This is a genomic window from Microvirga vignae, from assembly GCF_001017175.1.
Classification (GTDB): domain Bacteria; phylum Pseudomonadota; class Alphaproteobacteria; order Rhizobiales; family Beijerinckiaceae; genus Microvirga; species Microvirga vignae.
Genome location: NZ_LCYG01000032.1, coordinates 195,757 through 209,502, shown reverse-complemented (window position 1 = coordinate 209,502; position 13,746 = coordinate 195,757). Strand labels below are relative to the sequence as shown.

General features: G+C 63.1%; 17 protein-coding genes and 1 pseudogene. 13 read left to right on the top strand and 5 right to left on the bottom strand.

Annotated features, from left to right (window positions below; all coding sequences use genetic code 11):
- The first annotated feature begins 1 nt into the window (after position 1).
- The 3 genes and pseudogenes from AA309_RS13570 to ybaK all read left to right on the top strand — a co-directional run bounded on the left by AA309_RS13570 (position 2) and on the right by ybaK (position 1,672).
- Positions 2-487, top strand: a complete 486-nt coding sequence (locus tag AA309_RS13570; protein WP_280136901.1) for a nucleoside deaminase — start codon at positions 2-4, stop codon at positions 485-487.
- Between the two features lie 58 nt (positions 488-545).
- The gene (locus AA309_RS13565; protein WP_047189514.1) at positions 546-1,175 is read left to right on the top strand and encodes an urease accessory protein UreE; all 630 of its coding nucleotides are present in this window, start codon (positions 546-548) and stop codon (positions 1,173-1,175) included.
- A gap of 25 nt (positions 1,176-1,200) precedes the next feature.
- A pseudogene (ybaK, locus tag AA309_RS13560) lies at positions 1,201-1,672 on the top strand (Cys-tRNA(Pro) deacylase).
- Positions 1,673-1,725: 53 nt separating this feature from the next.
- Here ybaK and AA309_RS13555 read toward each other — a convergent pair.
- Complete coding sequence (locus AA309_RS13555) at positions 1,726-2,046, bottom strand: hypothetical protein (RefSeq protein WP_052954705.1); 321 nt, start codon at positions 2,044-2,046, stop codon at positions 1,726-1,728.
- A gap of 238 nt (positions 2,047-2,284) precedes the next feature.
- Here AA309_RS13555 and dusA point away from each other — a divergent pair, with 238 nt between their 5' ends.
- The 4 genes from dusA to AA309_RS34250 all read left to right on the top strand — a co-directional run bounded on the left by dusA (position 2,285) and on the right by AA309_RS34250 (position 5,326).
- The gene (dusA, locus tag AA309_RS13550) at positions 2,285-3,271 is read left to right on the top strand and encodes a tRNA dihydrouridine(20/20a) synthase DusA (RefSeq protein ID WP_047189513.1); all 987 of its coding nucleotides are present in this window, start codon (positions 2,285-2,287) and stop codon (positions 3,269-3,271) included.
- 255 nt (positions 3,272-3,526) lie between these two features.
- Entirely contained in the window at positions 3,527-3,742 is a 216-nt protein-coding gene (locus tag AA309_RS13545; protein ID WP_047189512.1) for a hypothetical protein, read from the top strand.
- 478 nt (positions 3,743-4,220) lie between these two features.
- The gene (locus AA309_RS35820) at positions 4,221-4,478 is read left to right on the top strand and encodes a hypothetical protein (protein ID WP_047189511.1); all 258 of its coding nucleotides are present in this window, start codon (positions 4,221-4,223) and stop codon (positions 4,476-4,478) included.
- A gap of 65 nt (positions 4,479-4,543) precedes the next feature.
- Positions 4,544-5,326, top strand: a complete 783-nt coding sequence (locus AA309_RS34250) for an ADYC domain-containing protein (protein ID WP_150117547.1) — start codon at positions 4,544-4,546, stop codon at positions 5,324-5,326.
- A 52-nt stretch (positions 5,327-5,378) separates the two neighbouring features.
- Here AA309_RS34250 and AA309_RS13530 read toward each other — a convergent pair whose 3' ends face one another.
- The 3 genes from AA309_RS13530 to AA309_RS13520 are packed head-to-tail and all read right to left on the bottom strand — an operon-like array spanning position 5,379 to position 7,129.
- Positions 5,379-6,080 (bottom strand): retropepsin-like aspartic protease family protein, encoded by a 702-nt coding sequence (locus tag AA309_RS13530; protein ID WP_047189510.1) that lies wholly within the window; start codon positions 6,078-6,080, stop codon positions 5,379-5,381.
- Positions 6,080-6,277, bottom strand: coding sequence for a DUF1289 domain-containing protein (locus tag AA309_RS13525; protein WP_047189509.1), 198 nt, complete (start codon positions 6,275-6,277; stop codon positions 6,080-6,082). The genes AA309_RS13530 and AA309_RS13525 overlap by 1 nt, the downstream gene beginning before the upstream one ends.
- Before the next feature lie 15 nt (positions 6,278-6,292).
- Positions 6,293-7,129, bottom strand: coding sequence for an adenosylcobinamide-GDP ribazoletransferase (locus AA309_RS13520; RefSeq protein ID WP_084731217.1), 837 nt, complete (start codon positions 7,127-7,129; stop codon positions 6,293-6,295).
- Positions 7,130-7,268: 139 nt separating this feature from the next.
- On the opposite strand from AA309_RS13520, the gene cobT reads away from it, so the two are divergent.
- Both cobT and AA309_RS13510 read left to right on the top strand, forming a co-directional pair.
- On the top strand, positions 7,269-8,294 hold the full coding sequence (cobT, locus tag AA309_RS13515) for a nicotinate-nucleotide--dimethylbenzimidazole phosphoribosyltransferase (protein WP_047189508.1): 1,026 nt from the start codon (positions 7,269-7,271) through the stop codon (positions 8,292-8,294).
- A gap of 2 nt (positions 8,295-8,296) precedes the next feature.
- Positions 8,297-8,800, top strand: coding sequence for a thermonuclease family protein (locus AA309_RS13510; protein WP_047189507.1), 504 nt, complete (start codon positions 8,297-8,299; stop codon positions 8,798-8,800).
- Here AA309_RS13510 and AA309_RS13505 read toward each other — a convergent pair.
- The gene (locus tag AA309_RS13505) at positions 8,797-9,378 is read right to left on the bottom strand and encodes a LysE family translocator (RefSeq protein WP_047189506.1); all 582 of its coding nucleotides are present in this window, start codon (positions 9,376-9,378) and stop codon (positions 8,797-8,799) included. The genes AA309_RS13510 and AA309_RS13505 overlap by 4 nt on opposite strands.
- 76 nt (positions 9,379-9,454) lie before the next feature.
- Between AA309_RS13505 and AA309_RS13500 the strand changes: the two genes are divergently transcribed.
- From AA309_RS13500 to AA309_RS13485, 4 genes are all read left to right on the top strand, one after another.
- Positions 9,455-10,099 carry a uracil-DNA glycosylase family protein gene (locus tag AA309_RS13500; RefSeq protein ID WP_200901987.1) on the top strand — a complete coding sequence of 215 codons (645 nt, stop codon included), beginning with the start codon at positions 9,455-9,457 and terminating at the stop codon, positions 10,097-10,099.
- A gap of 13 nt (positions 10,100-10,112) precedes the next feature.
- On the top strand, positions 10,113-10,904 hold the full coding sequence (locus tag AA309_RS13495) for an enoyl-CoA hydratase-related protein (RefSeq protein WP_047189505.1): 792 nt from the start codon (positions 10,113-10,115) through the stop codon (positions 10,902-10,904).
- 11 nt (positions 10,905-10,915) lie between these two features.
- Entirely contained in the window at positions 10,916-11,122 is a 207-nt protein-coding gene (locus AA309_RS13490) for a hypothetical protein (RefSeq protein WP_047189504.1), read from the top strand.
- 101 nt (positions 11,123-11,223) lie between these two features.
- Complete coding sequence (locus AA309_RS13485; protein ID WP_052954702.1) at positions 11,224-13,731, top strand: caspase family protein; 2,508 nt, start codon at positions 11,224-11,226, stop codon at positions 13,729-13,731.
- Positions 13,732-13,746 lie beyond the last annotated feature (15 nt).

The window sequence follows — 13,746 nt, the reverse complement described above, 5'->3', positions numbered from 1 at the left end:
CATGACCGACATGAACACACAAGATCAGCGCTATCTGAAGCGCGCCATCGACCTGTCCCGCGAGCACATGGAAGAGGGGGAGGGCGGACCCTTCGGCGCCGTGATCGTGCGCGACGGCAAGGTTCTGGCCGAGGGCTGGAACCAAGTGATCTCCGCCACCGACCCGACGGCGCATGCGGAAGTCACGGCGATCCGCCGTGCCTGCCAGGCGGTCGGCGACTTCTCGCTGGAAGGTGCTACTCTCTACACAAGCTGCGAGCCGTGCCCCATGTGCCTCGCTTCCGCTTATTGGGCGCGGGTGTCGCGCATCGTCTATGCCAATACCCGGCAGGATGCGGCCGATATCGGCTTCGATGACAGCCTGATCTATGACGAAATCCCTAAGCCCATCCCTGAGCGCATCATCCCCATGGACCACCTGCCGAGCCTGGAAGCCAAGGCCGTCTTCCAGGCCTGGGCGGACAAGCCGGACAAGGTCGAGTATTAACTTGGCCTCGTACGCTTCCTATCTAACGCTGATCTGAGCATTCACCCGAGACAAAACCATGCCCCGTGTCACCACCATTGTCCGCAAGCCCGCCGTGAAGGCCGACCGTATCGTCGACACGGTGACCCTCGACCATGAGGCGAGAAACCGTCGGCAGGCGACGCTGAACGGTGAGGGTGGCACCGAGATCCTGCTCGATCTCGACATGGAGACCACCATCAATGACGGCGATGCCCTGCGTCTGGAGGATGGCAGCCTCGTTCAGGTGAAGGCGAAGGCTGAAGGGCTGCTAGAGGTGAAGGCGGAGAACCCGCTGCGTCTCATGCGTCTTGCCTGGCATCTCGGCTCGAACCATGGCCTCGCCGAGATCACGAACGATGCCCTCTACATCGAGAACGATCCGGCCCTTGCGGAACTCGCGCGCGGTCAGGGCTGCACCGTGACGCCCGTGGAGCGCCCGTTCAAGCCGGAGCGCAGCGCCCATGTCTGCGATCACGATCACCACCATCACGGCCACGGGCATCACCACAATCATGATCACCATCATCATGACCATACCCATGGCCACGCGCATGAACATCATGACCACAAGCATTCTCATGGTCACGATCATGAGCATCCCCACGAGCACGGTCATGGCTGCGGATGCGGCCACCATCATCACCATGATCACCAGCACGATCACTGATCGATAAAGTTCCTGAAACCGTCCCATGTCCAAGTCGACCCGCGCCACGCAGGCCCTTCAGCAGGCCGGCGTTTCCTTCACGGTTCATTCGTATGAGTATGATCCGAATGCGGAACGCATCGGCCTGCAGGCTGCGGAAGGCGATGGGAGCGGATCCTAACAGCGTGCTGAAAACCTTGATGGTGCTGGTGGATGGGAAGCCCGCCTGCGTCGTCGTTCCTTCCGACTAGGAGGTTAACCTGAAGAAGCTCGCCTCAGCTCTCGGCGGCAAGGCTGCGCAGATGATGAAGCCTGCGGATGCGGAGCGCGTGACCGGCTATCACGTTGGCGGCATCAGCCCCTTCGGTCAGAAGAAGCGCGTGCCGACGTTTATCGAGCAATCCGCCTTCGCCCATGGCGAGGTCTTCATGAACGGAGGCCAGCGCGGGCTCCAGGTGAAGTTGACGCCAAGCGATGCCGCTTCGGCGCTGGAAGCCAAAGTCGCTGAACTGATCTGATGTCATGAGGGCGCGGAGGGAGCGCTCGGCATCCCTCCGCTGAAAAAGGCGTGTTATTGGCTCTTCGTGGTCGAAGAGGTCGAGCCGGTGGTGTCAGTCGGCAGCTTTTTCTTCTGGCCGGGAGCGTAATCGGAAGCGCCGGAGCCGGTAGTAGAACCAGTCGTGTCCGACTTCATCTGCTGACCGGGAGCGTAGCCCGAAGCGCCAGGGCTGGTCGTGGAACCAGTCGTACCGGACTTCATCCGTTGGCCCGGGGCGTATTGGGATGCGCTATTGGGATTGGTATTTTCGCTAGAAGTCTGCGCATAAGTGGCCACAGGAATTGCCATCATCATGGCAGCGGCGCAAGTAATACCAAGCAGTCTCTTCATCATTACGCTCCTTATGGGATGCGGTTACTGGACTTGAAGAACGTATGCTGGTGAGGAGTGTTCCAAGCGTTGCTTGGAATGAATTTATACAATTCTATGTTGCGATTCGCTTGTAGTATTAGATGAATGTCCCGTGAATGGCATGCGCCCATGTGACATCGAGGACCGCTTATTTTCCTTGTGATTGTCGCCCCCATATTGGAAAAGGCCGCCCTGACCTCATCCCAACCGCGCTGAGACGATGACCCAGAAGTTCTTCACTGTTGCCCCCATGATGGACTGGACCGACCGGCATTGCCGCGCGTTCCATCGCGTCATGTCGCGCCGGGCACGGCTTTATACGGAGATGGTCACCACGGGTGCGGTCATTTTCGGGCCGCGCGAGCGCCTGCTCGGCTTCAGCGATGCGGAGCATCCGGTGGCGGTGCAGCTTGGCGGATCGAACCCGGCAGAGTTGGCCCAGGCAGCCAAGATCTGTGCCGATTTCGGCTATGACGAGATCAACCTCAATGTGGGCTGCCCTTCCGATCGGGTGCAGAACGGCCGCTTCGGCGCCTGCCTCATGCAGGAGCCCTTGCTCGTCGGCGAGTGCGTGGCTGCCATGAAGGCGACCGTTTCGCTGCCGGTGACGGTGAAGTGCCGCATCGGCGTGGACGATCAGGATACGGAAGAGGCCCTCAATCGCCTGACCGAATGCGTTGTCGCCGCAGGCAGCGACGAACTCACGGTCCATGCGCGCAAGGCCTGGCTCCAGGGTCTGTCACCGAAGGAGAACCGGGACATTCCACCTCTCGACTATCCCCGTGTCTATCGCCTGAAGGCGGCGCGTCCGGATCTGCCGATTGCCATCAACGGGGGCATCAAAACCTGGGCAGAGATCCACCAGCACCTGAAGCATGTGGATGGCGTCATGCTGGGCCGCGTGGCCTATCATGAGCCGGAGATCCTGCTCTCTGTTGACGGTGAGCTTTACGGCGAGGAGCCGCCGGTGGCCGACGGCTTCGAGGCGGTGGAGGCTTACGAGCCGTACATTGCGGAGCAGTTGGAGAAGGGCGAGCGCCTGAGCAACATCACCCGCCACATGCTCGGCCTTTTCACGGGACAACCTGGCGCCCGGGCTTACCGCCGACACTTGGCGACAGAGGCGACGAAGCCTGGAGCTAATCTCAACACCCTTCGCGATGCGGTGGCTCATGTGCGCGTTAAGCAGCTGGAGCCCGTAGAATAGAGTCTAGCGCAACTGAACTGTAAGTTAGCTGTCGTGATCTGCTACAACTTGCACTGATAAGAGCATCAAGAAGCTCTGCAATCAGGAATTGTTGTTTCAATTAATAATGTGTGTTCCTCGTGAGTTCTCGCACGTTGTCTTCCAGATTCTGGAATAATTCTTATCTGCGAGCTTTACCGTAACATTGTTCGCACTATTCTCCTTCGAGCGGACGAGCCTCGGCACCCGCTCATTGACCCTGGAGGGAGAAAGTTCATGTCTTGTCTTTCATGCACTGCCATTCTGGCAATTGCAGTTGGAATCTCAACAGTACCGGCCGCGCACGCGGCTCAGATCGCAAATGGCCTCAGCCTCAATGGCCTCAGCGCGAATGGCGCGGATGTTCGAGGCCGCCTCAATGATGCCTCGTCGAGCACGGCCCGCCTCAAAGCCATGATCCTGCAGGATGGCTCGGTCATATCCCTAAAGTAACAGAACCATCACTCTGATCCGATTGCATCAGCTCCCGCTTCGGCGGGGGCTTTTTTATTGGCTCTGCACCCTGCTCAGCCGGAACCATAGTCTTGAAACGTGGCTCCGGGTCTCGTGCCCCGTGGTGGAAGGGGGCGCTTGCAACACCGCAAGCTCTCCCGAGAAGCGCCGTCAGGTCCGTTTCAGAGGTGTCTGTCATGTTCGCTGAATCATTCTTCGAGATGGCCCCTGCCTCGGCAGGAGTATGGTTACTTAAAGTTATGACTGGGGCAACCGCACAACGATAAGTCAACAAAGTTCAATTAGTAATTGAGTAAAACCGGAATCGCCCAACTAGCAACATTTGCGCAAAGTAAGATTTGCAATTATTAACATATAACATTTCACTCTAGGCTATGCTGTAAGGAAATTACGTGTATTTTCCCCTACGCGAACAAGAAGAAACATTACTTCATTCGCAGAAGGAGCAATTAAGGGGATGAATATGATCAATCGATCTTACATCGCAGTTCTGTCTATCACACTTGGGCTTTCCGCAGCTTGGGGTGCAAACGCCCTTGAGACCTCAAACGGACTCAGCGTGAACGGCCTCAGTGTGAATGGTCTCAGTGTGAATGGCCTGAGCGTAAACGGCCTTAGTGTAAACGGCCGAGATGCCCAAGGCACCGTACCTTTGGCGATGCAGCTTCAAGCAGCAATCCTGCAGGACGGTACGCAGATCTCGCTCGGCCAATAGTTCGCGCTACTTTATAACCTGTGGCCTCTCATTCGAGAGGCTACTTCCCTAACGGGCTTCATCTCATGCGCACTCTGTCCCTCGCATCTTCTCTGCTGACCATCCTGCATGGTCTCGTCTTCCCCCACGCTGCCATGAGCGCGGGTGGCAGGCTTCAGGCGGATGGGCCGGAGCTTGTGCTGAGCTTGGACGACGGTCGGATTCTGCGGCGCGAGGCGCTGATCGGGGTCAGATTGGTTCTCACCGACCAGGACGGCGAGAAACAGGTCCGGATCGACGGCATAGAAGAGGATAATACTGCAACAGGAGGTCCTCTTCTGCTGTACCGCCTCTCGATTCATTCTCCAGACGGGAAAGAACTCGGCCCGTTCTGCTTATCCGATCCTCAAGGGCGCCGTGCCGGTTTTCCTATGCCTGACGGCTCAGGCGGCTTCAGATTTACTTGTACCAGCGGTGCGGAAGGCAAATGTGTTCGCATGGGCTATCGCCCTTGGGACAGCAGCAGGGGCCTGCCAATGCAGGAACTGCATCGAGCTTGCATGCATATGCTGCGAGCCGATTACGGCGGGGATGATCGACCGACGACGCGCGACGGCACGTCTGTCGATGTTTTCGATCGTTTCGGCATCCAGAAATCAGAGAAACCAGACGGCATGCAGTTCGAGGCCGCATGGGGACCCGACGGGGCGGTGTGCGTCGCTCATCCGCGCATTGCGCAGAATGTAACGCTTGAGCAGCTCGCAGAGCGGCATCCTCGTTTGGCAGGCAGACTGGGGCCGAAGAACTGCAACCTCGAGACGATGCGGCCGGAGCCGCGCGCACTCCTCTTCAATCATTCCTTTCCCTGAGCTTGATGATCCGTTGACGAAAAGCCGGTGCTTCAACTGCCCCATTGCGTCATCAATGAGCTGTCTTCGCCCTCAGGATCAGCCTGTTGCCGCGCACCTCGTAGGATCCGAGGCGCTCCAGGAAAGTCATGCCGAGAAGATTGGCGTGCAGCACGCCTTCTCTTGCGACGAGCGCGTGGACATTGCGTTCCGTGATCGGTCCAATCGAGAGGCGCTCCACCACAATGGGAGCTGCGAGCGCACCACCATTCGCTGTCGCAACGGGAACGGAGTAGTTCAGTGTTTCCGGTTCGATACCGAGGGAGGTAGCGTTTTCCGCACGCAGCACCACCGTGCTCGCGCCCGTGTCGAACACGAAGCGCGTCTCGTGCCCGTTCACCTTGCCCTGGAGCAGGAAGCTTCCGTCGGTTCTGCGCGCGGCGACCACTTCGCCGTCCGGTGTAACGACCGTGCGGCCGACCGAAATGTCGCCGATGGCGCGGTCGATCACGGTCTGGAACTCGCCGCGGGAGGCATACATGACCATGAGCGCGATCAGCACGCCGCCGCTCACGGCAATGGCCTGCACGCCATAGGTCCAGTGACGGGCAAAACCCTCGATGATGCCGCCGGCGAGAAGAAGGCTGACGCCGCCAAAGCCCAAGAGACCTGCGGCTTCGAGAGGAGTGAAGGCGCCGATATCCTGCTCGGCGAACATCGCAATCAGCAGCGCCGCCATCAGAAGCAACCCGCCCGTGCCACGAATGCCCGGCATCACTCGGCCTCGTCCTGCTGGATGGCGAAAGCCTGCCGCATGCGCTCCGGCAGCTCGGCCATGATCCGCAGGCGCTCTTCCTCCGTCAGGCGATACCAGCGCCCGATTTCCTCGCGCGTGCGGCCGCAGCCCTCGCAGAGCCCCGTTTCAGGGTCGAGGGTACAGACTCGGATGCAGGGGCTGGAGGCGCGGGTCATGTTACCTTCATGTTGTTACGGGTGGAGCACGGTCAAGAGGCCGATCAGCGCGGCAATTTCAGCGATCTGCTGGGTCGCACCCGCAATATCGCCGGTCTGGCCCCCGATGTGATGATCGGCGAACCGGATCATGCCGTATCCGGACAGGGCGGAGAGGGCGATCATCAGGATGATCCCGGAAAAGGGCAGGCTCCCGAGCACCCCCAGGGTGATCGCCGCGACGCCGGCAAGGCCCGCTGCGAACCAGAAGGTGTCACGCGGGGGCTGGCCCACGGCATAGGAGGCTCCCTCCAGCCTGGCCGGGGGGAGGAAGACGAGCGGCATGAGGCCAGCCGTCCGGCACAGGGCGGCAATGCCGAGGATCGCCGCCGCGGCAGCGACGCCATCGGTGCGGGAGATCAGCGTCGCCAGGGCTCCGATCCGAAGGACCAGCGCAAGGATGAGGGCCGCCGCCCCGAATGTGCCGATCCGGCTGTCGCGCATGATGTCGAGGCGCCGCTCACGGGTGGCTCCGCCAAAGCTGTCGGCGGTATCGGCCAAGCCGTCTTCATGGAAGGCGCCCGTCGTCAGGGTCATGACACTCACAGCCAGCACCGCGGCGAGCCAGGGGCCGAGATCGAGCCAGAGAGCACCGGCCATCGTGAGCGCCGGGACAACACCGAGGACAAGGCCCGCCAGGGGCAGGACGCGGGCAAGGCGAGGGAAGTCCGGCAATGCGTGAGGGTTCTGCTCGCAAGGAAGAGCAGGCACCGGAAGGCGCGAATAGAAGCGCAGACAACAGGCCAAGTCGATCGTGACGGCCTGCCAAAAGCCGGTCGGGACATTCTGCGTCGGTTCGGTTTGCTCGGACATGCTTCACCCCGCGTGCTTGGCCCGTGTTGTCTTATCGACGGCATTTTCTTGCGGCGAACCAGTGTCCACTTCGCCGGAAAATGCTTATAGGTCACGCCAAATCAGATTCCGCAATGCCCGTTGGGCCGGAGCCTCCCTCATGACCAATCCCGCCTCCTCGCCTTTCGACGATATCCGCCGCCTGATCACGACCATGCCTGGTCCGGACGAAGCAGCAATCGAAGCCGTGCGGATGCGGGACCGGCAGCTGACGAAGCCGGCCGGAAGCCTGGGGCGCCTGGAGTGGATCGCCGAATGGCTCGCCGCCTGGCAGGGAAAGCCCAATCCCACCGCGGACCGTCCGCTGGTCTGCGTCTTCGCCGGAAGCCATGGCGTGACGGCGAAGGGCGTGTCGGCATTCCCCTCCGAGGTGAACCGCCAGATGCTCGAGAACTTCGCGGCAGGCGGAGCGGCCATCAACCAGATCTGCGCAGCCTACGGTCTCGGCTTCAAGGTCTTTGACCTCGCCCTCGATATGCCCACCGGCGACATCACCGAGGCGGAGGCCATGGACGAGAAGGCCTGCGTCGCCACCATGGCCTTCGGCATGGAGGCGATTGCCGGCGGCACGGATCTCCTCGCGGTCGGCGAAATGGGCATCGGCAACACCACCATCGCGGCGGCGATCTACACCGCGCTCTTCGGCGGTCCTGCCGAGCATTGGGTGGGGCGCGGCACGGGCGTGGATGACGAGGGTCTGAAGCGCAAGGTCGCTGCTGTTGAGGCTGCGATTGCCTTTCATCGCGATCACCTCAAGGATCCGCTCGAGATCCTGCGCCGTCTCGGCGGCCGCGAGATCGCGGCGTTGGCGGGCGCGATCCTGGCGGCTCGTCTCCAGCGCATTCCCGTGGTGCTCGACGGTTATGTGACGACCGCAGCCGCCGCCGTTCTCCACGCGATCCACCCCTCGACCATCGATCACTGCATCGCCGGGCATCTCAGCGCCGAGGGCGCGCATCAGGATGTGCTGGCACGCCTCGGCAAGATCCCGCTTCTCGCCCTCGGCATGCGCCTCGGTGAAGGCTCGGGTGCCGCGCTGGCGATGGGCATCGTGAAGGCCGCCGCCGCCGTTCACCGCGACATGGCCACCTTCGGCCAGGCCGGAGTTTCCGAGCGCCTGTCGTGAGAATGCGCCGAGGCCGCTTCGGCGCGGGCGGAATTCAATCTCTCATCATCGCACTGGCGCTCGCCGGCGGGTCGGTGATTGCCTTCAAGCCGAATGGCCGTGCCCTGGAAGGACGCGCCCATGTCACCGATGGCGACACCATAAACATTGGCGATGCCAAAATCCGCCTGAAGGGGATCGACGCGCCGGAGATGGACCAGACCTGCTCGCGCTCAGGCCGTTCCTATCGCTGCGGCGACACGGCTCGCCGGGCGCTGATCGACATCGTCTCCGGCGAGAATGTGCAGTGCAAGGCCGCAGGCCGTGACCGCTACCAGCGGATCCTCGCCCGCTGCTCTGTGAAGGGGAGCGATATCGGCGCACGGATGGTGGAGAGCGGCTGGGCCGTCTCCTATAGGCGCGATTACGACATGCAGGAAATGCGTGCGCGAAGCCGCGGGGAAGGTCTCTGGGCCGGCGAGTTCGAGCGGCCGCAGGATTGGCGACGCTCGCGTGCGGGCGACTAGCCGAGGGTTGTCACTCCGAGCGACACTGAGAAGGTCAGGAGAGCCAGGGCCGCGCCGCGCTGTATGAGCCTCGGCTGGATCCTGGCGCTTGGCCCTGAGAAGGTCGATCCGAAGACGATCCATCCAAGTGCTGTCGGCACGACGATAGCGGCAAAGAAACTCATCGTTTGCAGGAAACCGCTGAGATCGCGGAAAGCCGCTTCGGGGAAGATGGCAATGGCGAAGAGAAGAGCCTTTGGGTTGAGCAGCGTTGCCGAGAACACGCGGCGGGCACCGAGATGGTCACCGTTCTCTGGGCTTCCTGCATCCCGCCACAGGTCCCAGGCCACCGCGACGAGATAGACCGCACAAGCCAGTTTCAGAAGGGGCTTCAGCCAGGGAAGGGCAGCAGAGGCGGGTTCGAGAAAAAGCCCCCAGGTGGCTATGGCGATGCCGTAGCCGGCGAGCTCCGCCGGAACGAGCGGCAGCGAGCGGCGAAAGCCCGCCTGTGCGCCGGAGGTTGCCAGCAGCGTATTCGTCGGCCCTGGCGTCGCAAGGATGGCGGCAACGGCCGGAACGAAGGTGAGGAGATCGATCATGAGGACCGTTTAGGGCATCCAGGGCATGGGAGCCTTGATCCGGCTCAACCTCGCGAATGCCTTTCTCGCTTCCCAAATGAAGGGGATGGATCCTTCCCTCGATTTCGACGAACTCGCCCGTCGCATAAGGGCCTGCCGCATTTGCCGCGACGCGCCGCGCTACGGCTCCGCGTTGCCCCATGAGCCGCGCCCGATCATCCAGGGTGGTGCCTCGGCACGGCTTTGCATCGCCAGCCAAGCGCCCGGCACGCGGGCCCACGCCAGCGGCATTCCGTTCGATGACCGCTCCGGTACCCGGCTGCGCGAGTGGCTGGGGCTCGACAAGGCGGCGTTCTACGACGCCTCCAAGGTGGCCATCGTGCCGATGGGTTCCTGCTTCCCGGGGCAGGACGCAAAGGGGGGCGATTTAGGCCCGCGCCGAGAATGCGCGGAGGCCTGGCGGCAGCCGCTCTTCCAGGCGCTCCCCAGTCTCGAACTCGTCCTGCTCATCGGCCAGTACGCGCAAGCCTGGCATCTCGGAGACGAGTTTCGGGACGGGCTGACGAATACCGTGAGGCGCTGGCGGGAAATCCTCTCCAGCCCGCAAAAGCCGCGCATCCTGCCGCTCCCGCATCCATCCTGGCGCAACAATGGGTGGCTTAAGACCAATTCCTGGTTCGAGGAGGAGCTTTTGCCTGTTCTTCGGTCCGAAATCCGCACTATGTTCAAGCTCGACCGTTGAGGAGCTTTGAGCCGTGAGCCTGACGACCCTGCGCTGCACCATCGAAGGCCCCGTCGCCACTATCGCGCTGGCGCGGCCCGACAAGTTGAACGCCCTGAACGGCATCATGCATGCCGAATTGCGGGAGACGCTCGAACGGTGCGAGCAGGATGAAGCCGTGCGCGTCGTAGTGCTGACCGGGGAGGGCAGGGCCTTCTCCTCGGGCCAGGATCTCACCGAGAATCTCCCCAAGGACGAGAACGGCCGCATCGACCTCGGACCGCCGCTCGCCCGCGACTACAATCCTTTGGTTCTGAAACTCGCCAGTTATTCGAAGGTCACCATCGCTGCCCTCAACGGTCCAGCGGTCGGCGCGTCCATGAATATCGCGCTGGCCTGCGACATCGTCGTGGCCGCGCGTTCGGCCTATCTGCAGGAGGCCTTCGCCAAGATCGCGCTCGTGCCGGATGCCGGCGGCACCTGGATTCTGCCCCGCCTTGTCGGACCCAAGCAGGCGCTGGCCCTCATGCTCACCGCCGAGCCCATTTCCGCCGAGGACGCGCAGCGCATGGGCCTGATCTTCAAGGTCTTCGACGATGCCTCCTTCGCGGTCGATGTGGCCGCCTTTGCGGCATCGATCGCCGCCGGTCCGGGACTTGCCCAACGCCTGACCAAGCAGGCCGTGGCGCAAAGTCTCTCAAACGATCTGCAGGCGCAGCTCGAGCTCGAAGCGCAGCTGCAGCGAGAGGCAGGCTTCAGCCGTGACTTTCTCGAAGGAGTCACCGCATTCCGCGAGAAGCGCGCGCCGCGGTTCGAGGGGCGGTGAGGGGATCAATCATGCGTCGTCTTCCGTGGATCCTGATCCTTGCAACGTTAAGCATCGTTCTGACAATCATCGTCTCGCGCGATCCTAAGCGCGCCGAGCGCTTGTCAGAAATGTACCGGAGCGTGGCGTTCACCGGCGAGACGCGCGAGATGGTCATCATGCTGCTCGCTCTCGGTATCGGTGCTTTCATCGTCTATCTCACCGTGACCCGACGCTGAGGCGCCTCAATGCGTTCTCGTTTGTTCACGGCGCATTCAAGTGTAACATCTTACCTTTAATTCGAGACGCCCGTTCTCCGGGTGAAGAAGGCTCGCGCATCTTGTACCAACTGAAACGTGCTATCGTTTTTGCCGTCTTTCTTCTGACGGCCTTCGCCGGGACGCTCTCCTATGCGTCGGCTCAGCAGCAGCGCCTCGCGCTGGTGATCGGCCAGAGCGCCTATGACGGCCGCCAGCTTGCCACTGCCGCCAACGACGCGGGCCTCATCGCCCAGACGCTCACCAGCGCCGGGTTCGAAGTCGTCCAGGGCCGTGACCTGAACGCCAACGATCTGCGCAGCGTCATGCGCGACTTCCTCGACAAGGCCCAGGCCCTCGAGGGCGATGCCGCCATCATGGTCTATCTCTCGGGCTATGGCATTCAGCTCGAAGGCGAGAACTATCTCCTGCCGGTCGATGCCCGTATCCAGCGCGATGTGGATGTGCCGATCGAGGGTTTCCGCCTGTCGGACCTCGTCCGCTCGTTGGAGCGCACCCCGGCTCAGGCCCGCATCATCGTGGCCGATATGGCGCGCGATTATCCGCTTCCCTCCGGCAGCAATCCGATTGCTCGCGGCCTTGCGCTGATGGAGCCGCCCGCCGGCTACCTGATCGCCTTCTCCTCGGCCCCGAACATCACTTCCGGCGATGCGCCCGGTCCCTATGGCCATTACGCCACCGCTCTGGCGGAAATGATGCGTCAGCCCGGCGTGCCGGTGGATGAAGTGTTCAACCGCGTCCGACTGCGCACGCACGAGACCACAAAGGGCCTGCAGACGCCCTGGCACAAGACCAATCTCGGCAACGTGCCTTTCGCGTTTTTCGAGCCCGAGGAATCCGCCGCCCTCCCTCCACCCGTTCGCGAGGTGCGCCGCATCGAAGAGGTTCCTGCCGAAGAGGCCTACAACATCGCTATCGAGCGCGACACGATCCAGGATTATCAGGCGTTCCTGCGCCGCTACCCCGATCATCCGCTTGCTCGCCGCGTCTCGGCGCTGCTGGCCGCGCGCCGCGAGGCCATCGTCTGGCGCCAGACCGTCACCCGCAACACGAGCGAGGCCTACTGGACCTATCTGCGCCGCTACCCGAACGGCCCGCACGCGGCCGACTGCCGCCGGAGGCTCACGCGTCTCTCCGCGCCGGTTGCTCCGCCGCCGGTGTTCGAAGAGGTCGTTTACGAGGATCTGCCGCCTCCGCTTCCCGCGGTGGAAACCATCGAGGTCGTGGAAGCCGTGACGATCATCCGCGAGGTGCCGCCTCCGCCGCCTCCGCCGGTCTATCTGCTGCCGGCTTATGAGGAGGATGTGGAGTTCGTCACCATCATCCGTGAGCCGCCTCCGCCTCCGATCCTGGTCGGCGTGCTGCCGATTCCGGCTCCGATCCCGGTGCCGCGTTATGCCCGTCCGCCGCGCTACTTCTATGAGCCCATCGCGCCTGTGACGCCGCGGGGTCCGGTTGCCATTCCCGTGCGACCGCCCCGGATCGTCGACCCGCGGGTGCCGACCGCTCGTGAGTTGTCAGGGGTTCCAGACAGGTCTGATGTTCGGCCTTCCCGCGGTCCTCGTCCTGAACCTGTGGTGCCGCGCCAGCCCGGCCTCGCCGCGCAGCCGCAGCCGATCCCAATTGTCGCACGTCCTGTTGCGCCGCGTGTGCCGACCGCTCGTGAGCTGTCAGGGGTTCCGGACGCGCCTCGGACACGCCAGCCCCGCCTACCAAGTCGCCCAATTCCAGTCCCGACCGCTGCGAGGCCGGAGGCGGATCGCCCCACGCCTACAGTTCCCGGAGCCGCCGCGCCCGTGGCGCCTCGCTCTGCGCTGCCCGTTCCGTCGGCTTCCGGAAGGCCCAATCCTGCTGCCGATGACAGGCAGGAGGCAGCACCGAGGCCTTCGCTGCCAGCGGCACCGCGACCCGGTCGCCTGTCTGTCCCATCGGCTCGCGATGTCCCCGACGATGAGCCCCGCGCCCCGCGCCCCGGCATTGAGCGGGATCGTCCGTCCGCCGTGCGTTCGCCGCGCTTCGACGTCGAGCGGGAACGTCCTGCGGCACCGCGCCCGCTCCGTCCGGGTGTCGAGCAGGAGCGTCCTGTTGCGCCGCGTCTCCCGCGACCGGAAGTGGATGACGATCGCTCGGATGGGCCTCGTCTGCCGCGCCCGGCAGTCAGGGAGGAGCGTCCGCCTCGTCCTGCAGTTCAGCCCAGGCCCGAGCCTCGGATCGAAGTGGAACGTCCTGTGCAGCCCGCACGTCCGCGTGCGCCACAGGTGCGGCCCGAGCCGGAATTCAGGCCCGCGGCTCCGCGGGTGCTCCGAGCACGGCCTGAGCCTGAGTTCAGGCCCGCGCCTGAGCCGAGAGAGATCCGTCCGCCGCGGCCGATAGTGCAGCCCCGCCCTGCGGCGCCTGAGGTCAGGTCGGCGCCTCCTGCAGCCAGGCTGCAGCCTGCCGCGCCCGCGTTCCGCCCCGCTTCCCCACGGGTGCCGTCGGCAAGGCCTCAGCCCGAGAGGCCATCGGCTCCTGGAGCCGCGCCGGGCAGGCGTGGCTGCCAGCCCGGGCGGCCCTGTCTGCCTCAGGATTAAGTCAAACAAAACGAA